The following is a 25,275-nucleotide window of genomic DNA, read 5'->3' as shown; positions in this document are numbered from 1 at the left end:
AGGACCTTCGAGTCCTGATGTTCCTGGGATCGCGATCGAAAACCAACATCTTAGCGGAGGAAGCTGTAATGCGCTACTCGTGTGGACTTTATAAGTTGATGTTGCGGTCGTTTGTCTGTATTGCGCTCTTAATGTTCGGTATCCAGTCTGCCTGGGGGCAGAACAATTCATGCCTGGAAGTTATGCCGGATGGGTTGGATTTCTACGGTGATCTTTGCAACGGCTGGCTTCTGCAAGAGAGTATCGAATACAAGTCCATATACATCATGGCTGTTTGCGGCGACACCGGGTTATACTGGGAGGTTGATCCGGATGCGGCTTGGCTGGGGGTTATACCGCCGTCCGGTTATGACTCAGACTCGGTACTGGTTTGGATAGTTAAAGAGCACTTGGGCGACCTGCCGGACTCCCTGCCGCCCGGCGACACCCTGCTACTGGAATCGATTGTTACCGTCACTGCCGGTGATCCGAATATCCCGCCCGAGCAAGTTGTGGTCCGGCTTCACCTGAGTTGCACGCCCAATCAACCGCTCTTAATGGTAGCGCCTCCGCAGTTGGCTTTCGCGGGGCCGCCCGGTGCAACCATGGAAGACTCGTTGTTCGTTTTTGAGGCGCACGGCGATACTATCTACTTCGGCTGGTCCAACTCCAGTCAATGGTTGACCCTGCCGGTGTACTTCGCGCCGGTTGCCACACCGTTCAGCCTGCCGGTGTACGTTCACACCGAGGGTCTGACACCGGGCATCTACGAGGACATGATAGTCCTTCACGCTTTCCTGAATGACTCCACGGGGCCGTTCCAGACACTGGATGTACCGGTGGTGCTGCACGTAACCGGCGGTGGCAGCGAATTTGTCGTTCACACGATTCCCTCGGAATTCAATTTCAGTCTGTCCGGTGGTACAGGAACATCGGACTCGCTTCATGTGTTCGAAGTCAACGGACACAACGTGCCTTTTCATTTTTCGAACACGCATCCCTGGTTGGTGGTGGACCCGTTCCCGATGCCGCCCTACTCAACACCTATGACTCTCACCGTCGCCGTTGGTGCCAACAATCTACCGCCCGGCAACTATGTGGACACTATCGTTATAATGCCCGTTGACCCGAACGTCGACTTCGACACGGTACGGGTCCCGGTGTTCGTATCGATCCATGACGGTCCCAACCTGATAGTATATCCCAACCATTTCGAATTCGCGGCCCAACCGGGAGACGTGATACCGCACCAGGGGATAGCCGTGTGGGAAGCTCACGGTTTGTCGATTCCGTTCGCAGCCGAAGTGATGCACGGAAGTCCCTGGCTGGACATTGAGGATACCCAGCCAGACAACATGTATTGGACGCCCGACTCGGTCTACTTCGGCATCTATGCCAACGACCTCGGGCCGGGACAGTATGTGGACACGATCGTGCTATACGCACCCCATGATTCCATACCTTTCCCGCCGGTGGCCATACCGGTTTGGCTGGTCGTCGACTCTTTGGGATTTCAGTTGGTGGTCGATCCTCAGCAATTCGATTACGCGGTGCCATCGGGGCACAGTTTTGAGGACTACTTGCACATCGAGGAACTTCACGGCGCCACACTGGCGCTGAGTTTTACCCATGAAGCGCCCTGGCTGACACTGCCGGTCTGGTTCACGGTGCCGACAACACCGATGACCCTTCCGTTCGGTGTCTCCACCGAGGGCATGGCGCCGGGGGTGTACCATGATGTTCTCACCATCACCGCTTACTCTGAGAATGTTGAACCGCCGGTCGATGTGGCACATGTGCCGTTTACGCTGATCGTGACCGAAGGCCAGCCGTTCACTGTCTTGGCGGCGCCGGATCACTTTGAGTTCACGCTGAACCAGGGCAACCACGTTATCGGTGAAGAGTTCCTTGTGTACGATCTGGATAGCGCCAATCTCAGTTTTGCTGCCACTGTTTTCAACAACAGCCCCTGGCTGACGCTGGACTCCGGCACCGCTTTTGGTGTGACACCATCGCATGTCGGCTTCCATATCAGCATCGCCGGTCTGGCGCCGGGCACCTACGGTGACAGCGTGCTGATCTACTATCCGCTGGATGACATGTACGGCTTTGACGACGTGATCGTCCCGGTGGTTCTGCACATCCTGCCCGATTCCGGCAGTGCCGTGGTGGCCACCGACCCCCAACAATTCTCGTTCGTGTTGCCGCAGGGTGGGGCAATCACCACCGGGCTGTACATTTATGAGGTGCACGGTGAAGCCGTACCCTTTCACATATGGAGTCATGCGCCGTGGCTGCATCTGGATTTCAACGATCAACCACCATTTTTAACACCCTATATGTCGCCTGTCACGGTGCAGACCGACTCGCTGCCGCCGGGCTACTACCACGATACGATTACTATATGGCCCGATACCGACGGCGTCTCTTTCCCGCCGGTAGGGGTCCCGGTGTTGTTGCGAGTTACCGGCCCGGGTACCGACCCGGTCGATTCTCTGATTGTCCCGAGTATAACCGTAACGCCGTGCGATTGGGCCTGTGCGGTACAGCCGGTTCAAACCAAATTGACTCAGCCGATCAAGGGAGCGACAATTCCGATTTCAATCCCGGAGGGAGTATCGATCTGTTCGCTGTCCACCGAGGGTTTGATGACCTCCGAGTGGGATTGGAACTTCAGCGAGGTCAATGACAGTTTGGGTTACGTTTTTGTGGCCCTGGCCAATTCGTTCGATGCCACCATTCCGCCGGGTGTGTCGACCGTGTTCAACATTCACTTTAATGTTGTGCCGGGTTGTAGCGATGCCGCTTACATCAGGTGGGACACCACCCTGATGCTCGATGTCGCCAAGAGACTCGCCTTCGCCGACACGACATACACGACCGTACACCCAGGCTTCGACTACTGGCGCGACCGGGTGGAAATCGTCGGATACGTACCGGGTAATTTCGACGCTGACCCGGTGATCAGTATATCCGATCTCGTCGGCGTGGTCGACTATATGTTCTCGTATGGTCCGCCGCCGTGCGTGATCGATGCTTTGGATGTCAACGGCGACTGTATCGGACCGGACATCTCCGATCTGGTGTTCCTGATCGACTGGATGTTCAACCCGCTGGATCCACCAGCCTTCCCCGACTTGAATTGCGGTTGTGTTACCTCCGATGGGGCGGCCGTGGCGAAACCCAACCCGGAAATCGTCTTGAGAGCGGTGTATGAAAACGGTGCGACCGATATTATTTTGAATTCACCGGTCGACCTTCGCGGACTGCAATTGCATCTGCGCGCCGATGGAACGGTTGCACCCCAGAAGCTGGTTGATGACGGGCTCGATCTGGTCCACGGTGTGCGTGGCGAGAATGTCAGGGTGGGAATCCTTGATCTCGACGGCGACAACGTCATCGAATCAGGAGAAACAGCGGTAGTCAGATTGATCGGTAGAGTCCGGGTGGTCGAGGCCGTCGTGGCCGACAAACAGTATGGTTCGATGCAGGCTTCGGTGGAAAGTGTCGGCGGACTTTTACCTGATGGCTACAGTTTGGGACAAAACTATCCTAACCCGTTTAATCCGGTGACAGCGATCACGTTCAGCTTACCGAAAGCGGCCAATATCTCGCTCGATGTTTACAACGTTGTCGGACAGAAAGTCGCAATACTGGCCGACGGCCGGCACGAAGTTGGGACATACACGGTTGCCTGGGATGCCAGAGACTTGTCAAGCGGTGTTTACTTCTATCGATTGTCCACACCGGAGTTTGAGACCACCCGCAAAATGGTGTTGCTGAAGTAAGATAGTGTGAGGTAATAGAACAAAAACGGAACAGGCTCTACGATATCGTAAGACCAACATCCGGCTGCAATCGTGCAGCCGACTGTATCGCCCAGTGGTGACCACTCCCCTGAGTTCCCCTCCACCGCTGGGCGTCTTTTTTGTGAGGCGTAAGAAGGGGCGGTGGGATCATGTGGGTGGCCGACCTACGGTCCCTGGGTCGTCACCCCCGCGAAGGCGGGGGTCCATCTTCAGCTTTGAGCGAACCGCAATACGGATAGATTCCCGCCTTCGCGGGAATGACAAAGGGGTGCGGGAATGACACCCATAAATGGGTCTCTCGCGCTTCGCGCGCAACCTCATGGTGAGCGGAGTCGAACCACAGGCAAGCCTGGTTTTTGCGCTTCGCGCGCTTTTGGGTCAACGCGTGGCATAGCCACAAGAACACGGCTTGACCGTGCACCCTTCGACTCCGCTAAGGGTGAGGTTGAAGAGATGCACTGAGTTAGATTCTGGGCACGCGAAGCGCGAGAAAGTGATTTATCACCGTGGCGCATGAGGACGTACACCACGCACAGAACGGCGCGCGTAGCGCGAAAGAGTCATTTATGACCGCGCGAAGCGCCAGAAGGGCCACTTGTGGCCTAGAAGCACCAGTCACCACACGGGCAAGGTCCATTGTCATACAGGAATTCGGCAAGATACACCACATCGTCCATATCAACGTCACCGTCACAATCGACATCACCCAGGTGCATGAACGGAATCGGTCCGGGGCCGTTACCAGTCACGTACCTGGCCAGACAAACTACGTCGCCAAGATCAACATTGCCGTCATTGTTGACATCGCCACGACCAAAACCGAGCCACTTGTTGGCCAGCTTGGCCAGGGCATTGATTTCAGTTGCATCGCCCGAAGTGCCGTGCAGACCGAACTGAGCCACAGCCATCTCATAAGTATCGCCACCGGCAAAATCGTGTTTGGCAATGGTGAAGTGAGCTTCCCTATCGCTGGTGAACGGCGCTTGAGAATACTCACCGGCCGGCCGGTTGAGGTAGTCCCAGGCGGAATCGAGATAGAGGGTGGGAACGTTAAACCACATGCCGTCGCCGTGTCCGGACACCGTATTGATCATCGGGACGTAGTCTACGTTTGTATTGTTGCCGCCTGCCGCCTCGTTACTTCCGCATCCGAACGGGAACTTGATCATACCCCATTGGACATCGCCCACTCCACCGTTGGAGACCCAGGCCGCCGATCCTTCCGCAGAACGTGAAGCGATATCATCACTTCCGACGTCGTAGTCCATGGTGGTGCCGAAAGCCCAGCCTGTGACCGAGTCGCCGTTGCGCTCGGTGAATTCCATGATGTCAACGGTGAGGTCCTTCAGCGGCTCAAAGTCATAAGCACCCACCGTGCGTGAGTTCACCATGAGACCCATGGTCAGATCATTACTGAACGGTGCATCGTAGTTTGACCAATCCCAAGAAGTTCCGAAGTCCTGAACGGAGTCAAGATAGGTTACACAAACTCGGTTACCCATGATTGGGGTGTAAGTTATACCGTCTGAGGAGTAGCCACCGAGACAACTCAGGACGACACCCTCATCGATGTGCGCCTTGCACTGGTCGTCACACCAGTTCGGGTCCGGCTGCATCGACCGATACGCCTCGTCCTCGCCGCCGCCGGAATACCAATCCTGGGTGCTTAGGGCCACCTCATATAGGCCGGTGGCATAGATGAACGAACCCTGGTAGATCGAGGCGTCGTCGCCGTCTATATCCATTGCGTGCGGGTCCCAGTCGCCGGTACCGATACGGCCATTGTTGGTCACGAGTTGAGTGTTACCGCCACCCATGCCGAACTGCATGGTGGTGGTATCAACAAGACAGCCACCGACGATAGTTACGTGGATTTCGGGCGGACCGTAGAGCGTGTTGCCACAGACGTCGTGCAGATAGAAATCAGGATCGTCGCTGGGGATCACCATATAGAAATCCTGTGGTCCGCGAACGATCAGCGACTGGTTGACATCGATAACGAGGTCAGCCGTGTCACCGGCGGCAAGAATGTCACCGGCGTGTGGCCAAACGACCGCTTCGGTGTGAGTCGCATACTGCAGGAACGGAACTCCTGCATCGGCACCCAGGTTCAACGACTGTTCACCACGGTCACGAATGACGAAATAGTCATCGACCTCAGCTTCCGGTCGCGCCGGGATAGCTTTGGTCTCGAAGCCTTCGGTCAAACGATCAGTGATACCGGCTGCGCGATCCATTACATCGGGACGCACGTTGGCCGGAGCGAAGTCCGGCGGTATCCACGGATGGTTCGCAGAGGTGTTGGTCTCAAGCTGACCGAAGGTCAGGTCGGCACAACCGGTGTTGACCAACCGGTTCGGGATCGGCACGTGCAATGAAGTGGCCGGACCAAACTCCACCGATGGAGAAGGCTGGTACGACTGAATTTCCAGGCGCGGACGATCTTCACCTTTGGCCAGAACAGAAAGTGTACCGTAAAGGTCACTAATAGCCACGACGCCGGGTCCTATCGCTGCGCTCAGAGCTATTGAGTTGGGGAATCCACCATAGGTAATACGACGACGGTAGATTTCCTCACCCGTGGCAGAGTTCAATGTGCTGATAAAGCCGTGGTGACCGATTGCGAACAACAGTGGCGCCTCACCGTCTTTTCCGCAGGTGAGAGCCATATCACCGCGGTATGTGTTATACTCGGGGCTGGAGGTCGCCCACACATAGGAGCCGGTGGTCTTGTTGAAAGCAAGAATCAAACCACCTGACGGGGGAGTCGCCCACCAGGACTGACCGGCCTGATAGACACGTGCACGGTCGATTACCGGACCGGCGGCGGTACCGGCAGTGTTGGGACGGTGCGAAGGCACCGCGTAGGCTACTGAACCGTCAGAAGTGTTGATGGCGTAGAAGACACCATCCCCGGGATGATACGGAGCGGCAATACTTGAATTGACAAACAGAAGACCATTTTCCAGACTGACCGCGTTAGGTGCGGCAAAACCTTCACCACCCTGCGGCCCTTCCGGGTAGACCGCAGCAGCCTGTAGGCCGCCGGATGTTGACAACTGCCAGTTGATAGCGCCGGTAGCGGCGTCGATGGCGTAAACATCACCTTCCACACCACCCGGATAGGTGTTGTAGAAAAGCTGTAAGCCGTCGGTCGAGCCGGATTTCAGTGGAGCACCGGGAGCGATATACACCGGGTTCACCGTCCAGCCTGAGTACAGAGCGCCGGTGGCTGCATCGACAGCAACGATAGCACCGTCATCCGTACCGAAGTACAATACGTCGCCGCTACCCTGTTCCAGAATTATAAAGGAACCGTAACGGGTCTGCCCAAACAGGCCGCCGACACCGACACTGGTAATATCACGGCTCCAGATCATAGCGCCGGTAGCGAAGTCCCAAGCGCTAACAGATTGCTGATCTCCGCCGGTCAGATACATCACGCTATCCTGTATGTGCGGCGTACATCTGATCTGGTTGCCCAGCGGAAAACCGGACAGGGTATAAGCTTCAAAGCCCGTCGTCAGGTTAAACACCTTGACTTCATTATCCCAGGCGCAAACAACCTTGTCGCCCGAAATAGCCGGACCGGTATAAAATATCTGGTTGGTCGGGTGGGTGTAGCACCATTGCGTTGTCAAGTCACACTGGGCGTCGCCAAAGGAATTGAACGATGCGCCGGTACGCTGCTGATCGTGCTGATGCGTAGCCCAACCCGGATCTCCTTGGCAGGGGCAGCAACAGTGTGGTTGACAGCAATGATAGGATTTGGCGACGAAAGCAATATCACAAGGCACGCCGTTCCAATCCAGACAGAGCAGACCCCAGAAACCATTCCAGAGTTCGGCGGCACCATAGTTCCAGCCGCCGCCGCCAAAATCGGTCAGGGTAGCAATACCTTCGGCTTCGGTCGGTGACAAGGATTCGATTGAAATCCAGTATAGTCCCTGAACGCTGACAGCCAAGGGTGCGAAGTCGACCGAAGTGTAACCGGGGTACATCACATAATCAGCCGGAGTTAGGGTGACCGAGGCCAGGGCCGGTCCGGGCAGACCACCCACGTCCTCGTGGACTGAAACCACTGAGTTGTGAGCATAGGCCACGCCCGGATTGAAATCATGAAGAGCCCAGGAGACTTCTCTGACTTCGCACGCCTTCCCAACAGACTTGATCAACTGGGCATTGGCGACGTCGCCGTAAGCATCCGGCAAAGTCCAGTAATAGACCGGACCCGTGTCGTAGAAAGCCAATTCACACTCGAAGAATGGGTCATCACACAAATTTGCTGTGTACTTCATGTCGACATCGATTCCGAAGAGATCACCGATGGTCCACCAATCGCCACCGTAGATACAGTATGAGCGACCGTGGCCATCCGTTTCATCATCCGACAAGGTACCCTCAAAGTCGCCGGCACCGAGATCACCGGTCGAGTTGAAGGAGACATAGAAGTCCCCGGAACCCAGCACCAGATTGTGTGATGAGAAATCAACGTTAGTATAGGCCGGATGGTACACATAGGTCCCCGCCGGGACGGTTTCTTGCGCAATAACCGAGCCGGGATAGCCGGCATTGTCATCCCATACACTGATAATCAAGTCGTCATTACCGACGATACCGGCGTTCTGCGAGGAGGAACCCGTAAAGTCGTAGACATCGATATCTACAGACTGAAGGGTTTCAACCCCAGTGACAGTAAACCGCTGTGCATAGTCGATAATACCATAAGCGTCGTGGGGAGCTTTCCACCAGTAGGCAGTGCCCTCATCCCAGCTTTGAGAATAGCAATCGGTAAAAGGTAACTCATAGCAACAACGCTCAGATGTCATGAGGAAACATACATCCTCGCCCCAGTCGTCGTACATCGTACCCCAAAAGCCGTTCCAGTTTTCACTGGCCCGTTGTTCACCAGTGTACGAGTGGGGACCGGTACCTTTATCGGACACGCACCACAACGTGTCGCCGTCGCCGCCCAGGGTCGTCCAGCCGATATGGTATTCTTCACCATTGGTGAAGACCCAATCGGCAGCCGACCAGTTGGCTTCGGCCCACCAGAAGGATCCGCCCATGGCGGCATTAGGTACATCGGTCGAGTCCAGCTTGTTGCCGGGGAAACCGAAGCCGTCGTCGTCCCATAGGTACACCCGCATATCCGGTGTACCGGTGGCAAAACCACCATACATCAGGACCCAACCGACCTTCAGAGTACACTCAATACCTTCTTCGACGGTAAAGCGCATATTCATGAGATCGTCGCCCCAGGCATCCGGAATACTCCACACCCAGACGGATGTAACCGTGTCGTCGTAGTAGCCTAAGTCTTCACAGAAGTAGGCTGACGGAGGACTTGAAGCAACGCCGGACATCTGGACCTCGAAAGGACCTTCCGTCATCGGCTTCTTAAAAGTAGCCGGTGCCGGACGAGCGTCTTCGATGTCATTATAGAGTTGAGCGTTCGGGTTGCTGATTGGAATCGGGTTCAGCCCATCTTTAGACGTGTTGCCTGCCCAGGTCCAACCGGTGAGGGTGAGCAGAATCAACAGAGTGAGCAATGTAAGGGAGAATCGGTGAGACATGTTGTACTCCTCGGTGTCCTGATATCGTCGTCGTGGTATGGAGATTCAGCGAGAGGTTCGCAGAACCTCCGAGGGCACAGCCTGCCGATAGCCTGCACTACCGCGGCTGAAGAAATGACAAATACCCTATCGAGTGAGAATATACCGAAAATAGAGCGTTTAGTCAATCCCCAAATAGCCCCAATGTCAAGGCAAAACAGAAATGTCCGGTTTTTAGCAAGATAGAAATGTCCTATTTTGTTAATTGAGTATCTTGTGCCCGCGTGATCTTCAGATCGCGTGGGTAGTGGCCGAGTCCGAAGAATCAGCCACCACAAGAGACTAGCAACTAATTCACCAGCTCAGTCTCCGGGTAGAAACTCAACCAGGCAAACCACCGATAAATCGGGTTGTTCTCAACTGGCAAGTTCCGGCACTAATCGACCAGCTCAGTCTCCGGGAAGAAACTCAACCAGGCAAACCAGTATGCGCTCATAGTCGGTACAACCGGCAGGTCCGAGCCTTCACCCCGGATGGCTTTGCCGGTCCGAGGGTGCCAAACAGTCACGCCGCCGGGTCCGATGATACTGTCGCTATAAACTCTAAGACCTTTGACCGATGCTCTCTGGTCGCCCTCAAATGCAAGAGCTGAGGCGGTTTCGGATGTCGAATCGTAAGTGACTATCATCGGATCGCCCACACCGGTAACCAAGGTGTAACCCCTCCTTTTCAAGAGAGCCAGAGACACCGCCACTTGCTGGTCGCCGCTGCGGATTCCAAACACTTTGTCTTTACCGGGCATCTGTTCGTAATTGTTGAGCCTGCCGAACATACCCAGCTTCTCCGGGTCGGCGAAGTACCTTGAGTATGGTGAACCAGCTTCGCCTCTTTCGGGCTTCTTCAATAGTTGGCCGTGCGGGTAGAGTTTTTTGAACTCTGAGTAAGTTGTATGAATGGCCGGGTACTCGGTTAGTTTCTTGCCCTCGGAAGCTCCCTTGAAACACTCGCCCCACGGCTGCGGCCAGAGCGATTCGGTCTCACGGTCGTGCATAACCAGGGCGTCCTGCCAGAGCGATCCCGAAGCTTGAAACGTGAACACCTGTCCGTCGATCTCAGAGGCATAAACTATGCCTGTAAAACAAAGCGGTCACCAGGTGACGGCGATAGCCGTTCCTTCAAGCATGTCATTGACGATTTCGTGATGGTCCAGATGCCAGGTGCTGTAGCCTCGCGCGACGCTGCCGGATGACACCGCGATCAACGGTTCATCATCGTAATAAAACGAGTCGGCTACTTCGATGGATACAAATTCCGGCTCGAATATGGCCGGTATGCCACCCGGTTCCATGAGGGTATACATGGTATGCCCGCGGATTTCTTCTTTTTTCGGTTCCGGGCGTTGGGCAAATGTGGGTGTGATTACTACTACCGCCAGAATCATCGTGACCATGCATGACACTAGTGTCTTAAACATCGGACCTCCGGGTATGGATTCGCTTTTTCAGATAATACGATGCCACGGCGGGCAAGGGAAGGATAAAGTGGGGTGCTCATGAATGGATATCTTGCGTTTCACTCACCGCTCCGTCATTGCGAGGCCGCGCGCTTCGCGAGGCCGCGGCAATCTCATCTTGACTGTGTCATTCCGGCGAAGTTCGAATAGTAGGTCCGAATAGTAGGTCGGAACCCCTGTGGTTCCGACATCACGCGCAGGCCGATCAAGCCGCCAACGTCGTATTCGAGTTGGGGTGCCCCACAGCTTGCTGTGGGACTGAAAGGCGGAACCGCTACGAGGGTTCCGCCCTACAAGAGAAGATGGACCCTTCGACTCCGCTCAGGGTGACACGGTCAAGCAGTGGGTGACAGTACGGGCGCGCGAAGCGCGAAAGAGTGGCTTGCCACCTTACAGCATCACGCGCAGGCCGATCAGGCCGCCGATGTCGTACTCGAGTTGGTTGCCGTTCAAATCTTCCCAGACCGGAATCCACAACAGTGACTCAAAGACGACCCCTGAGATTGTTAACTTCGCGCCCGGTGCGACCCGGAGCAACGATCCACCGCTGTTAGGCTGTTCAACATTATCGATCTCTGTGGCGGTAGCATGTTCATACGACAGCTCGACCACCGGCGCGATCGCTCTGCGTCCGTCCTCGGTGAGACTGAACTGACGAGCAAAAGCGCCCACGAATTCGAGAACCTGGTACTCCTCGCGGTCGTCGTCGCCGGTCAGACCGTTGAGTGTATAAGTAAAATTCAACTCGGACGCCCACGGTTGAATGCGGCCCGAGACGAACAACCCGGTTTTGAGCGAAGTTGCGTTCGCGGAGATGTCATCTTCGCCGGTGGGGAGCTTGATGCCAAGCAGTGGTGCGACGCCGAAGGTATAGGTCGGGGTGTTGCGCCGGACGGCGCGGTACTTGGTCATAAGCATCAGGTCGCCAAACCCGGTGGTGTGAGTGGTGTTGCCGGCCATAGTCATGTTCATACGCATAAGCGGCTGACGGATCATCACGGTCAGATCCGAGCGGACGCCGTAGGCGATCACCAGCGGGAACATGTACATGTCCATCTCGCGGGTCATCTGGTCGGGCGCGTTCTTCAATCTGTTCAAGCGCGCTTGCGTGCGAAACATCCACTTGTCGTGCGCCGGTGTGAGACCGGCATCGGCACTAATGCCTCCGGCCGTCAAGTCCGGTACAGTAGCCAGGGATAGACTCAGGGCCACAAATATCAGAAGTGTCTTTTTAAGCATGTTATCTCCCATAATCAGTCGAGACGTTTTCCGGGGGTAAAGTTGGCTTCTTTAATGGCGTCGAAGATAGCCTCGTCGGAAACGTTATCCGACGAGCGCACCTTGATGGCAATTTGTTTCTTCGTCCAGTTGGCCACGGAGGTCACGACACCATCAACCCGATTGACCAGTTTTTCAACACCGACATGACAGCCGGGACAGTCCATGCCGAAGACTTCGTAGATACGAATCTCCGTTCCCGGTTCCTCGGTGAGGCTGAAGTTCTTACCACCGCCGCAGGCGATTGCGAGTGTGGACAAGGCAAGAACAAGAGTTAGAAGGGTTATTCGATTGATCATATTTTCTGTACCTTTGCTGTTAATTCTCATTTGCATAATTATGCGATCGATTTGGTTCACAACACCAAGTGACCGAACCGCGTCCTTCGCCAAACATGGACCCAAGGAATTTGGCCAAGAACACTGATCGTTTGCAAGTAAAAACTAAGAAAGGGTTTGTGGTGGCCGATCCAGACGATCAAACCAATCGGATTCGAGCAATTCAAGAGGAGAGATTGGGGCTAAGCAACAGTGGGTTTGCGGAGGACCGAGTTCCGGCGGTAAGACCCGACAGGCCGCCATAACAGGAGCGCAACCTATGCAACTGCAGACCGACTCGCCGTGCCCGTCACACCCATCGTCACAGTCTTTACAGTCATTCGGTTGAGCCCCGGCAACGGTTAGCAAAAGAAGAGCCCCCACAAAAAGGACTACTGCCAGGGCCGCGATAGTCTGAAGCAGGCGCGGTTTTGAAAGCACATAGATCATTGAGTATTAAACGTTTCGTTCGGGCTGAAGTTCCATAGGGCTCACTTCCCTTGCCCAGACTACACTCCCAGCTTGGCCAGAGTCTTGGGTATCTCCGTAAAGGTCTTGCACGGGTGTGCTCCGGCTTCGGCCAGAGCATCCAGTTTGTCCTGCGCCGTTCCCATTTTGCCTTCGACAATGGCGCCGGCATGACCCATTCGTTTGCCGGGCGGGGCGTAGACGCCGCCGATCATGGCCAGTACCGGCGTTTTCATCTGTTTGATCGCTTGGGTAGCACGTTCTTCATAGACGCCGCCGATTTCGCCGCACATGACGACCGCCTTGGTTGCATCGTCCTCCTCGAACTTGAGCAGAATCTCATCGAAGGTCGAGCCCAACACCGGATCACCACCCAAACCTACGCAAGTTGTCTCACCGTAACCCGACTGGGTGAGGGTGTCGGCGACGTAGTACGTTATCGAACCGGAGCGAGACACGGTGCCGACCCGACCGGGTTTGAACGCGATGTCCGGCATGATACCGAGGTTGGCCTGACCGGGGGAGATGATGCCCGCGGTGTTGCCGCCGATGATCGTTGCGCCGTGCGCGACCGCTTCACGGCGAACGTGCAACATGTCATGAATCGGGATATGTTCCGGCACAATGACCAGGAACTTGATCCCGGCCCGGACCGCTTCGATTGCCGCCTCTTTGACAAACCGGGCCGGCAGGAAAATCACCGATACATCGGCGCCGGTATTATCGACACATTCTGCAACCGTATCGAACACCGGCAGGCCATGCACTTCCTGGCCACCTTTGCTCGGCGTGGCGCCGCCAATGATATTGGTGCCGTAGGTGAGCATTCGCTCGGTGTGGAACTTCCCGGCGCCGCCGGTGATCCCCTGCACCATTACTTTGCTGTTATTATCGACCAGGATAGCCATCAGTTGCCCCCTTCCAGGTTGGCCAGTTCCACGGCTCGTTTTGATATTTCCTCGATCGGTGTCTCAATACCATGCGCTTCAACATTGGAAAACAGTTCGGGGTTCTTTTGCTTGGCCTCCTCGAAGATGCGCACACCTTCCTGCCACATGTTTCCGGTCATGCGCATCACCATAGGTTTGGAAAGGCCATGATCGTTCAGAAACATCAAGACACCTTTGGCGAAATCGTCGCAGCGGCTAATGCCACCGAAACGAGCGCCGAAAATCACCTTGACGTTTGGGTTTTCATCCAGAAGCACGAGCATCTTGGCGATTCGTTCGGGTGAGGGCCCGCCGCCTGAATCCATGAAGTTGGCTGGACGGCCGCCATAGTAATGTATGAAGTCGTTACCCATGATGCCGAATCCGGCGCCGCCGGGGAACATACCGATATTGCCGTCGAGATCGAGATAAGGTATGCCCCACTCGGTAGCCTGCTGTTCGCGTGGCGTCATCTCGCCCTCTTCGTGACGTTTTTCGATACCCAGATCGACCAGATCGGGATGCCGGAAGACAGCATCGTCATCGAGCGATACGCGCGCATCGGCAGCCATCAGTTTGCCGTCGGCGGTGAGAACCAATGGGTTGATCTCGACCAACTTGGCGTCATACCTGCGAAACAGATTGTACAGGCCGACAATTATCGCCGCCCCTTCTTTGAGTAAGGATGCAGGGATACCTATCTTCTTGGCTATAGTAAGGGCATCAAAGGTGAAGAGCTCTTCTTCGATGCTCAACGACTTCCTGACGATTTTCTCGGGGTGGGTAGCGGCGGTCTCTTCAATGTCGACCCCACCTTCGCCGGAAGCTATGACCACGATTTTGTAGTTGGCCCGATCAAGCGTGACGCCGATGTAAAATTCCTGTGTAATATCAAGCCTGGGCTCGATGAGTACCAACTCAACCGGAAAGTCCTTGATGGTGAGGTTGAAACATTGTTCGGCGTTGGTGCGCGCTTCGTTGGCGCCGTCGGCGGTTTTGATTCCGCCTGCTTTGCCGCGTCCGCCGGTGAGTACCTGGGATTTGATTACCACCGGGTACTTCAGGTCGCTGACGATTTCGTAAACTTCGTCGGGTGTCCGGGCGATGTGCCTTTCGCCCACTGGGATTCTGAATCTCTCGAAAAGCTCTTTGCCTTCGAATTCGTAAAGACGCATATCGCAATCCTTCCATAATCACCTTACCGGAGGCGGATCGACCGCCCCATGAATAGGCTGGACAATTTAGGGTTTTAACTGTTGTTGTCAATAGGGATCGGCTTGGCGTCAACGGACAAGTTCTGAACAATGCTGTTGATCTCGCTTGCAAACAGCACTGAAATGGTTATATTTATCCGGTACAGAGAGTACTTGCCATTGAGAAGACAAAAAGAAGACAAAGCACATGCCAGAGGAGACACCTATGATTCCCCGCGCCGTTCTGACCACCAGGTACATTGCAGCCTTAGCAATCCTGCTGATGACAACCGCTGTGTCTGCTGCCGTTCCGACTACTATGAACTATCAAGGAAGGCTAACCGATGATACCGGCGATCCGGTAGCCGACGGCGACTACAGCGTGACGTTTACTATTTACGATTCCTTTGAAGCCGGGGCTGATCTCTGGACAGAGACTCGTACCGTTGCTACCACTAACGGATTGTTTACCGTGCTGCTCGGTGAAGTGAATCCTCTGACTAACAGTGTGTTCGACGGAGGTACTCGCTACCTTGGCATTCAGATCGGGGCCGATCCTGAGTACAGCCCCCGGATAGCGCTGGTAGCGGTACCATACGCGCTCCGGTCAGAGATGTCAGATTCGGCACAGGCAGCGTTGGAAGCTCAGACAGCCATCTCGGCGACTTCAGCGGCCCAAGCCGGTATAGCCGACTCTGCCGATGCCGTTACGGACGGTGGAATCGATCTTGCCGACATTGGGCAGAACGGCGCTTCCGAAGGCCAGATCATGAAGTGGGTGGGTTCGTCTTGGACGCTGGCTGATGATTCTATCGGAGGTTCGACGACCGGCTGGAACTGGTCGGACAGTTCTTCGTACGGTCCGGATACGGTAGCGATGGCCGGCAACTTCATAGCACCGCTAAGTCTTAACACAAATACCGAGGATCCGATTTTTTCGTTGAAAAACTTCGGCAACGGCCCCGCCGTGGATCTGTGGATGATGGGTTTGGGCACCAGCAAAACAGCCCTACGGGCTGCTGTTACCGGCGGTCAAAACTACAACATTGCCATTAACGGTGCTGCTACCGGCGACATCGGAGGCAAGACTGGGGGGCGGTTTACGGCCGATGGGCTGGGTACGAATTACGGCTCGTATGCAGAAGCCCATGACGGTGAAGTCAATTACGCTTTCTATGGGCGATCTTACGGAGACGAGGCCAACTATGGGCTCTCCGTAACGGCTGAGGACGGAACTCACAACTATGGGATATATAGCCAGGCCAACTCCGACGGAGTTGTCACGGCGGACAACAACTATGGCGTATTCAGTACAGCTCAGGGTGCAAATGTCAATTATGCCCTCTACGGTGGAGTAGGCGGCGGGGAGCCGACCGCCACCAACTATGGCCTTTACGTTGCCGCCGATGGTGCTGGTCACAACACGGCCATATCTGCTTCGGCCTCTGGTGGTGTATCCAATCGAGCCGCCAACCTGAACGGGGACGTGTTTGTTATGGGTAACACTTCGATGCGGGGTGACCTGATGATCAGTAGAAGCACTATTGATAGTCCGGTCTGGGAGTTTGATACTGAGAGCAATCACCTGAATTTCTATGAGTGGGGGTCCGATCAGGACCGCAGGACGATGCAATTGTCGGGCTGGACCTACGGGCAGATAAAAATGTTCCATCAGGCCGACACTGCCGTTGATCAAGTGAGAATCTACGCAGGTCCCAACGGCGGTCAACTCAAACTGAAGGATACCAACGACAGCGTCACAATCGCCTTCATGGGCAATGGAAGTACCTATCTGAACAATCAACGCGTAGTTCTGCACGAAGAGTCGGTCGACGATCTCGAACTAATGAACGAACCGGGGATCGTGCTGGATCGAAATACCGGCTGTCACACCATATCGGCTCTTAACACTATGGAAGACGTTGCGACGGTCAGGATTCAGATTCCGGCCCCCGGGTATATAGTGCTCAACGGGCATGCTTTTGCCGAAATAAGCGGCACTACGAATAACGGTCGAATAAAGGCCCAGATAGATGAAACCGAGGGCGGTTCGGCTACCGCTGGGTACTATACCAGGATTGGACTCGGCGCCTACGTTTCTGCCGGCTCTTCTTTCTTTAGCGACTTCGATGTCAACTGTCACCGGGTGTACTACAAGGACTCGGCCGGTTTCTACGATTTCCGGTTTGAGGCGTTGAAAGAAAACACGATTACAGCAAAGATCTGTTATGGAAGCTTGACAGCCACTTACTTCCCAACCTCGTATGGCACGGTTCAGGCAGTTTCAAATATGGGGGATGCAGGAATGGACCAAACCGGTGCCGGTGATCCTACGCCCGTGAATAACCCGACAATTCAGACGGTAGACTTGCGTGAGCGTGAAATTGCCGAAAAACAGGCCAGACGTGAAAAGACGAAAGCGGCGTTGGAAGAGTTGACCTCAGACGAGGAGTCGCGGTAAACCATTTCGTTGGTGGTGTTGGGCGACCTCGCCCGACACAGGCAAGCCTGTTTTTCGCGCTACGCGCGCCGTCACCTTGTAGGTCACGATCCTTGTGGTCCTGACAATCGCGGCGGGTCCGAAGACGGCCCCACCATACTGAAGAACTGCCAAAGCCGTCACTCGGGGTCGCTTGACGGCACGTGGTAACATTGAAGATGGATTCCCGCCTTCGCGGGAATGACAAAGGGGGCACAAGTTCATCCATGTCATGCCGAGCGGAGTCGAGGCATGAAGCGTGATTGGATGCAAGCACCCTCCAACTCCGCTCAAGGTGAGGTTGGCGCCAGAGGCGCCATTGGCGACTGGGTGGCACCCTCAAAGTCGCTTTGGGGGTGACTCTTCGCAGACACAGAAGTCCGTCCCAAACAAGGCTTGAGACGGCCACCCGTCATCGGCCGTCATTTCGAGGGTGGTGTTGGGCGATCTCGCCCGACACCCGTCTTCCAACTCCCAAACCGTCACGCGGGGTCGCTTGACGGCGCCAAAAAGCATGCTGCGCGAAGCGCAAAAAAGGGGCTTGCCACTATATCCCGGGCAGGTTGAAGCAGATGACTTTGGGTTCGGTCATCTCCTGCAATGAGAACTTGAGCCCTTCGCGGCCCAACCCGGAATACTTCACGCCGCCGAACGGCATCGAGTCCAATCGGTAATCGGTCGAGTCGTTAATCATCACACCACCACAGTCAAGTTCATACGCGGCCTTGAAAGCGGTTTCAACATCACGTGTGAAAATGGCCGCGAGCAAACCGTAAGGCAGAGCATTGGCCTCAGCGATTGCTTTGTCCAGATCATCCACCGGGTATAGGTTCACGGTCGGACCGAATACTTCTTCGCAATGGACCTTGGCATCTTCGGGCACGTTGTCCAGCACGGTCGGCTCGACCAACGCGCCGGTGCGGCCACCGCCGGTGAGCAGGTTGGCGCCACCGGCGACTGCGTCTTTGACCCATTTTTCTACTCGTTTGGCTTCGGCTTCGGTTATCATCGGACCCATCTGCGTGGACTCGTCGAGTTTGTCACCGATCTTGTATGTCTTGGTGAGTTCGACGAATTCTGTTTTGAACTCGTCATAGATATCCTTGTGCACGAGCAACCGCTGGACGCCGATACAGTTTTGTCCTGCCGCCCAGAAAGCGCCGGAGACACATGACTCGACGGCCAGTTGCATGTCGGCATCTTTCCAGACGATCACCGGCGAATCGGAACCGAGTTCCATGCCGATCTTTTTGATGCCTGCTTTGGATGCTATCTGTTTGCCCGCTTCGACACCGCCGGTGAACGACACCATGCGCACTCGTTCGTCGCTGACCAGTTGATCGCCGATTTTCGAACCGTAGCCGGTGATGAGTTGAACTGCATTCGGTGGCAGTCCGGCCTCAAGAAGCACTTCGACTAACATGATAGCCGACAGCGGCGTAACCGTGGCCGGTTTGAGAATCACCGAGTTGCCCGCGGCGATGGCCGGACCCAGTTTGTGGGCCACCAGATTGAGCGGATCGTTGAACGGCGTGATACACAGCACGACACCAATGGGGAAACGGTAGTAGTAGCCGCGACGCTTCTCACCGCCGGGGAACGAGTCCCAGGGTATAGTCTCGCCGAGGATGCGTTTGGCTTCTTCGGCCGAGCATGTAATCGTGTTGACGCAACGGCCCGCTTCCTTGCGCGCTTCGTTGATCGTCTTGGAACCTTCGCGGGCGATTATCCGGGCGAACTCTTCCAGCCGATCGGAGATCAGACCCGCTGCTTTGTAGAGAATCTGCGCCCGGTCATAGACGGACATCCGTTTGGTGATTTCAAATCCGGCGGTTGCCGAAGCCAAGGCCAGTTCAGCGTCGTCTGCTTTGCCACTGGGAACCGTATCGATTACCGAGTTGTCGAAGGGGTCACAGACATCGATCTTCTCGTCGCGGTCGACCCACTGACCGCCAAGCAACATCTTCATCGTGAACCTCCGATGCTGATGATATCGATAAGCACGCTGTAGCCGGTTTCGACTCGCCCGGCGCCGGGTCCGACGATCGTGACGTCGCCCAGCGTATCGGTGCTGATCGTTACGGCGTTGGTGGCGCCCATCACACCGGCCAGCGGGTGTGAAAGGTCCATCTGCACCGGCGCAACGCTGCCGACAACAGAGTCACCATCCCGTTTCAGCGTTCCGATCAGCTTGAATCTCTTTCCGTTGGCTTTGGCTTCGGCGATAGCGTCATTGCTGATCTCGGTGATGCCCTGACACGAGAACGCGTCAGGTTTTGCATCGACACCGAAAACAGCGTTGGCCAGAATAGTAATCTTGGCCAGAGCATCCCAGCCGAGTACGTCGGCGTCCGGAACAGCTTCGGCGTAACCCAACTCCTGCGCCTTCTTAAGGACCGCATCGTAGGGCTGACCTTGTTCCATCTGTGACAGGATATAATTGGTCGTGCCGTTAAGTATCCCCTTGATCTCACTGATATGACTACCGGCCAGCGTCTCGCGAATGAGATTCAGCAGAGGGGTACCACTGATAACGGTGCCTTCATACAGAAATTTCACACCGTTTGCATCGGCCAGCTTTTTTAGCTCTTGCAAGAAAAGAGCCACCGGACCTTTGTTGGTGGTGGTCACATGCATCCCTTTAGCCAAAGCGGCCTTGATGTGCGATGTTGCCGGTTGACCGGTCTTGATATCGGTATAGGTAGCTTCGACCATCAGGTCGGCATCGGCTGCATCGATCATGGCCAGCGCGTCAGCCTCGAATTGATTGGGCAATTGTTTGAGGTCGCCGTTCTTCGCGGCCTCCAGTGCCTGGGCCAGATCGATGCCGTCAGGTGCGTAGACACAACCTTTGAGCATGTCGGAGATTCCGACCACTTTCAAATCAAGCCCGTGTTTTTGTTTGAGTTCTGTTGCCTTCTCTGCAAGAAGTTCCGAAAGACCCTGAACGACGGTGCCAAAGCCAATGAAAAGTAAACGCATCTTATTAATACTCCGGTCGAGATGGTTTGCAGGTTATTTTGTCTTGTACCGGTCGGGTGCGTCAAAGATGTCGATCACCGACATGCGCTTGGCGACTTTGGCGCCGTGCATAGTTCCTTCCGGAATGACATACCAGGCCCCGGGTCCGTAGGTGTGGGTCTCATCCCCGATGGTCAGCGTCATCTCACCTTCTACCACCATTCCCCACTGAGCACAGTGGGAGTGGAGGGGAACTTCCACGCCCGGTTGAATATCGAAAAAGACCACTTGATGGGTGTCGTTGCCGATCACCCATCCGCGGACGCCGTCAATGGGCACGTCAAGTTCCGGGGCGCTTCGAATCAGGTCCGAAAAAGCAGTGCCGTCGAATTGTTCCATCAGTTTCTTCATAGCTACCTCAGCTTTTGCAGGCAATTCCGGCGAATCGCGTTTTGTGACCGCGGCGCATGATTTCTTTTGCATCGAGATCGCAGCGGATGCACTTGTGGTAGATTACATCGCCGATCAGGTCGGCTTTGGCGGTACGTTCGTCATCGGAAAGGAAGTAGGCTTCCATCGTATCATAAGGTCGCGCCGTGCCGTCGCTTTCGTACTTAATCGTCATGTCGCATCCGGCCTCGAGAACTTTGTGGGCGTTGTCGGTCCAGTTGAAGTCTTCCATGCCGAGGTCGGGGTTGATACGAAGGTGGGCGGTTAACAGGATGTTCTCAAGTCCTGAGGCTTTGAGTTCTTCGGAACATTGGATGAATGTTTCGGGACTGGCGCCGTTGCCGATGTTGATCTCGTAGATCGGTGTACTGCCGTCATCGCGCAGGTAGGCTTTGATTATGTTCAGCAGCATGCGGAACTGGATTGCGTTCTGGGTGGAGAGCAGCATGGAGACCTTGAAGCTAACTTCCGGAATGACCCGACCCCAGCAGCAGGCGGCCACGATTGTCGACCAGCTTGGGTTGAGGAAAAAGTTGTTGCCGGTCTCCATACCGGCCCGGATGACACCGTCGAGATAGACGAGATGATTGTTGTCGGCCACTTCGACACCGCCCAGATTGCCGAAGCCGGTCCCCATGTTTTTCAGAATCAGGGCGCACATACCGTCACCGAGACCGCGTCGGTCAAATTTCTCACCGGTCACTTTTTCCAGGCGCACGAACCGTTCTTCGGGTAGCGGGATACCGATAAGATTGGTCGAGCAGAACTTACTCGCCTTGAGGATGTTCTCGGCCATGGTCAGGGTGGCCAGCAGGTCACCCCCATAGACGTATTGTTCGGTCAAGGCTACCACCGAGATCATTTCCGAAGGGAACAGCACGTTCTTGTTCTCTGCAATTCGTCGCATGCAGTCCAGTGTGACATAAGCGCCCTGGAATCCGGACACCTGTGTGGTGCAGACCGATGGTTTGGTGACCTCAAGCTTTTCGGCGGCCACGAAATCGCCCACTTTGGGAAACGACTTGGCGTACTGCTCGGCTTTTTCGATCATTTCGCCGTACCCTTTGTCGGCGGCGGTTATCTTGCGTGTCTCGAATCCGCGCTTGGTTGATATTTGGTCTCCGATGGCTCGTGCGCCGCCATACGATTCTATCAGCGCATCGATGGCTTTGGTATCTTTGGGGCTGAGTAGGTCAAAGTGCATCAGTGCAGTCTCCATCTCCACCACTCGACGCACTCGCGACGGGGAGCGGTGGTTGTTTTGTCTTCGTTTTCGGGTCGTCTTTAGTCTGGCGTGAAGGTAAGCTTTCGTTCATAGGTTTTCAAGCGGTTTCCTACGGTAACAGTTAACGCATTTTCTATTTGGAATCACTGAGACCTTGAAGGTGCGGGAAGTTGGGATTGACACTTTACTCCTGGCGGGTCAGGGTCTTTGTGCCAAACGAGCCAGGCGCTCGCGGGCATCTTCAACAATGGCCAGGTCCGGATCGGCGTCGGACCAGCGTTCGAGTACATACTCGCATTGCGTGCGAGCGTCGTCATACCGACCCAGTTTCTCGTAAGCTGCGGCCAGATAAAGTCTGGACCTCAGATTCCATATCTCCAGAAAGGCTTGCCATATAGTGCCGTTGTCCAGCAGGTTTTCAAACTGTTCTGCAGCTTCTTCGGTTTGCCCATCCTCCAAAAGAGCGCGGGCCAGGAAGTAAGCCGGGAAGAAGTCGTTTTTCCATTCCACCCAGTCGGCCGATTTTTGCAGGTCGGCCACGGTCGTGCGTTTGTCACCGGTTATCAGAGCCAGCGCGCCGCGTGCGAAATAGTACGGTTCCAACACGATCCCGTTAGTGTCAAGGAAGGTCTCGAAGACCAGCGTCGATTCGGCACTGCGCGCAACCTGGCCGGTTTCGGCCAGCGTGTAAGTGTACAATCCACGAAAACACTGCATGTCCAGCGGCGAGTCCCGGTCGTGTACGCTGAAACAGGAATCCACCGCATCGATGGCGTCGCTGTTGCGTCCCTGTTCAAGATAGCACAGCGCTTTGAGGTAGTACTTGAGAACACTGTTCCAGCCGCCGCTCTGTTCGAGGCGGTCGGCGGCGATCCCATCGTCCAGAATCTCGATAGCCTGGTTGAGATGTCCACGACCGATGTGGGGCAGGGCCAGATACACCCGCGCACCGGATCGGGTGACTTTGCGGGGTGAATCGGCCATCCACTGGAAGCAACTGTCGGCCAGATCGAAATCACCGCGAATCATCAATAGCGGGCCCAGTTTGTATCGGGTGGCATTGAAATCCGGCGCTATGCGCAGAGCTTGTTGGTATGACTCAATCGCTTCATCGAACATCTTCTCAGCCCGGTAAATGTCTCCACGTGAGTCGTAGGGGTTAGGTTCATCCGGGGCCAGATCGATGTATCGGTTGATGGCCATCAAGGCGCTGTCGAGCTTACCATACCCTTGATAGGTGTAGGCCAGTAGATTGAAGGCTTCTTTGTACGTAGGATCGATCTCAACGGCCCGATGGAAAACCTCAATCGCTTCTGAGTTGTCTCCTATTTGATTGTAAAGGCGGCCAAGGTCCAGCAAGGCTGTTTTTTCATCGGGGAAATGTCGGACCAATTCTTGCAGCAGGGCCATGGCTTGCTCTGTGTCTTGGTCGATCAACGCCTTGAGGCTGCGTATGTAGTATTGCTCTTTGCGTCCGACCTTGTCGGCGTACTGGACGGCCCGGTCGACCAGATTTCGGTCGATAAGCTTGGCCAGATGATACCAGGCCATGGCGAAGGTGGAGTCGTACTCAAGCGCTTTTTGAAAACTTGCCGCCGCCTCGGGACTATAGAATTTGCGACGGAGTTCCAGGCCGTCCAGGTAGTGCCGGTAAGCTTCGGCCGAGTGTGTCGTGACATCGGCCACCGAGGGGTCCATCTCGCCCATGGCATCGGCCGGCAGGGAGAGATCATTTTTAACTTCTGTTGTCAGTTTGTCGACGACCGCAAAAATGTCATCCTCCTTAGCGCCGGTCACTCGCTGGGATGCAACGGCGTTTCCGCTGGAGACATCCACAATCTGAGCCGTTACAACAAAACCGGGAGAGGACTGAAGAATCTTCCCGGTCAGAATCCATTTGGCCCTCGCCTTGCGGGCGATCTGGGTAGCGATATCCTTGTCGACTATCTTCACGTCTTCATTGCCGATTAGTTTGAGCAGGTCGTGCAGGTGTTGGCTTGATACCACCTGGATGAACCGTGATTCCGACAGATCGGTGATCAAGAGATTGGTCGCGATCTCGCCCAGATGACTTGAATCTGCCTCATCCACCAGGTTCTCGAAATACATCACGGCCAGCCGATTCTCCTGAGCCACCGCTTCGTCAGTGCTGATCTGGACTTTCCAGGGCTTGAACACAAGCAGTGCGAGCACGGCTGCAGCCGCAATCGAGGTCGGCATGAGCTTGCGCCACAAACTACGGCGAGCTCTCATCTCGGGAATACCGATCGTATCGCTCGGCACCGTGCTTTCGTCTGAATCCAGTGAGTCGACAGCTTCGCGCACCTCGGGATCGCTCTTTATCAGTTGCATGGTCGGTGCGAGTCTCTGTGCCTTCTCAAAGCAGCTGGAACAGTCGAGCATGTGCATCTCCAACTCCGCCCGTTCATCTTCGCTTAGGAACCCCAGTTCGTAGGCGTGCAAGAGAGTCTCAAACCGTTGGTCGTTGCAGCCATTGGTCACAGCACGCCCCCTTCCTCAAGACATAGCTCCAAAACCGTACGCGCCCGTGATAGCAGCGAATACAAGTTGCTGCGAGTCACGGCCAATCGCCTGCATACATCTTCAGTATCGAATCCCTGGTACTGTAAATTGAGAATCCGGGCGTAGCGCAAGTTGGTGGAACGAATCTTCTTCAGACAATCCAGAAGCCGTCGTTTCAAGGCCGGGTCAAAGTCTTCAGAGGCGGGGGCGACAGTTGTATCACCCTCGGGCAACGGCTGCAAACGACTTGCTTGCCTTTGGCCTTTCTTGATCTGGGCGAGGATCCGATTGTTCAGTACTTTGTATGCCCAGGCGGCGAAGCTTGAGGTAAAGGTAATCGTCTTGTACTCCTTATAAATCGTCAACAGGCTCTCCTGGACGACTTCTTCGGAAACGTCGCTGTCCCATATTCTCTGGCGCGAAAACAGCCTGAATCTTGCAGTCAGAACATCAAATAGCTTTTCCTCGGCGCGCCGGTCGCCGTTGCGGGCTGCACTATAGAGGTCATTGAGATTCATCGGTCTGCTTCGTACCTCATAATCAGACAAACATAAGCCGAACAAGTGACAGACGCAACTACTGGATGGGATAGTCCG

General features: G+C 55.2%; 13 protein-coding genes and 1 pseudogene. 2 read left to right on the top strand and 12 right to left on the bottom strand.

The genetic code is table 11. From position 1 onward, the window contains the following. Positions 1 to 68: 68 nt before the first annotated feature. Entirely contained in the window at positions 69 to 3,767 is a 3,699-nt protein-coding gene (locus tag OEV49_00775) for a T9SS type A sorting domain-containing protein (protein ID MDH3889589.1), read from the top strand. A 623-nt stretch (positions 3,768 to 4,390) separates the two neighbouring features. Here OEV49_00775 and OEV49_00770 read toward each other — a convergent pair. The 6 genes and pseudogenes from OEV49_00770 to OEV49_00745 form a co-directional block, all read right to left on the bottom strand. Then, a complete protein-coding gene (locus OEV49_00770) occupies positions 4,391 to 9,364 on the bottom strand; it encodes a PQQ-binding-like beta-propeller repeat protein (GenBank protein MDH3889588.1) in 4,974 nt (1,657 codons plus the stop codon). A 415-nt stretch (positions 9,365 to 9,779) separates the two neighbouring features. Next, a pseudogene (locus OEV49_00765) lies at positions 9,780 to 10,691 on the bottom strand (DUF3179 domain-containing protein). 555 nt (positions 10,692 to 11,246) lie between these two features. Next, positions 11,247 to 12,095 carry a transporter gene (locus OEV49_00760; protein MDH3889587.1) on the bottom strand — a complete coding sequence of 283 codons (849 nt, stop codon included), beginning with the start codon at positions 12,093 to 12,095 and terminating at the stop codon, positions 11,247 to 11,249. A 14-nt stretch (positions 12,096 to 12,109) separates the two neighbouring features. Beyond that, on the bottom strand, positions 12,110 to 12,433 hold the full coding sequence (locus OEV49_00755; protein MDH3889586.1) for a heavy-metal-associated domain-containing protein: 324 nt from the start codon (positions 12,431 to 12,433) through the stop codon (positions 12,110 to 12,112). 527 nt (positions 12,434 to 12,960) lie between these two features. Continuing rightward, positions 12,961 to 13,827: a succinate--CoA ligase subunit alpha gene (gene sucD, locus OEV49_00750; GenBank protein ID MDH3889585.1), complete on the bottom strand. Its 867-nt coding sequence runs from the start codon at positions 13,825 to 13,827 to the stop codon at positions 12,961 to 12,963. After that, positions 13,827 to 15,023, bottom strand: coding sequence for an acetate--CoA ligase family protein (locus tag OEV49_00745; GenBank protein MDH3889584.1), 1,197 nt, complete (start codon positions 15,021 to 15,023; stop codon positions 13,827 to 13,829). The genes sucD and OEV49_00745 overlap by 1 nt, the downstream gene beginning before the upstream one ends. A 244-nt stretch (positions 15,024 to 15,267) precedes the next feature. Here OEV49_00745 and OEV49_00740 point away from each other — a divergent pair, with 244 nt between their 5' ends. Continuing rightward, positions 15,268 to 17,502 carry a hypothetical protein gene (locus OEV49_00740; protein ID MDH3889583.1) on the top strand — a complete coding sequence of 745 codons (2,235 nt, stop codon included), beginning with the start codon at positions 15,268 to 15,270 and terminating at the stop codon, positions 17,500 to 17,502. A gap of 565 nt (positions 17,503 to 18,067) precedes the next feature. Here the strand turns inward: OEV49_00740 and OEV49_00735 are convergent. The 6 genes from OEV49_00735 to OEV49_00710 form a co-directional block, all read right to left on the bottom strand. Then, entirely contained in the window at positions 18,068 to 19,489 is a 1,422-nt protein-coding gene (locus OEV49_00735) for an aldehyde dehydrogenase family protein (protein MDH3889582.1), read from the bottom strand. Further along, positions 19,486 to 20,502: a homoserine dehydrogenase gene (locus tag OEV49_00730; protein MDH3889581.1), complete on the bottom strand. Its 1,017-nt coding sequence runs from the start codon at positions 20,500 to 20,502 to the stop codon at positions 19,486 to 19,488. The genes OEV49_00735 and OEV49_00730 overlap by 4 nt, the downstream gene beginning before the upstream one ends. A gap of 33 nt (positions 20,503 to 20,535) precedes the next feature. Then, positions 20,536 to 20,892, bottom strand: coding sequence for a cupin domain-containing protein (locus OEV49_00725; protein ID MDH3889580.1), 357 nt, complete (start codon positions 20,890 to 20,892; stop codon positions 20,536 to 20,538). Between the two features lie 7 nt (positions 20,893 to 20,899). Continuing rightward, entirely contained in the window at positions 20,900 to 22,135 is a 1,236-nt protein-coding gene (locus OEV49_00720; protein ID MDH3889579.1) for a hypothetical protein, read from the bottom strand. 219 nt (positions 22,136 to 22,354) lie between these two features. Beyond that, positions 22,355 to 24,658 (bottom strand): FlgO family outer membrane protein, encoded by a 2,304-nt coding sequence (locus OEV49_00715; protein ID MDH3889578.1) that lies wholly within the window; start codon positions 24,656 to 24,658, stop codon positions 22,355 to 22,357. Then, positions 24,655 to 25,197, bottom strand: a complete 543-nt coding sequence (locus OEV49_00710; GenBank protein MDH3889577.1) for an RNA polymerase sigma factor — start codon at positions 25,195 to 25,197, stop codon at positions 24,655 to 24,657. The genes OEV49_00715 and OEV49_00710 overlap by 4 nt, the downstream gene beginning before the upstream one ends. Between the last annotated feature and the right edge of the window lie 78 nt (positions 25,198 to 25,275).

Source organism: Candidatus Zixiibacteriota bacterium (assembly GCA_029860345.1).
Classification (GTDB): Bacteria; Zixibacteria; MSB-5A5; order GN15; family FEB-12; genus JAJRTA01.
Note: the sequence above shows the minus strand (reverse complement) of the source record. Positions and strands in the feature narration are given on the sequence as shown.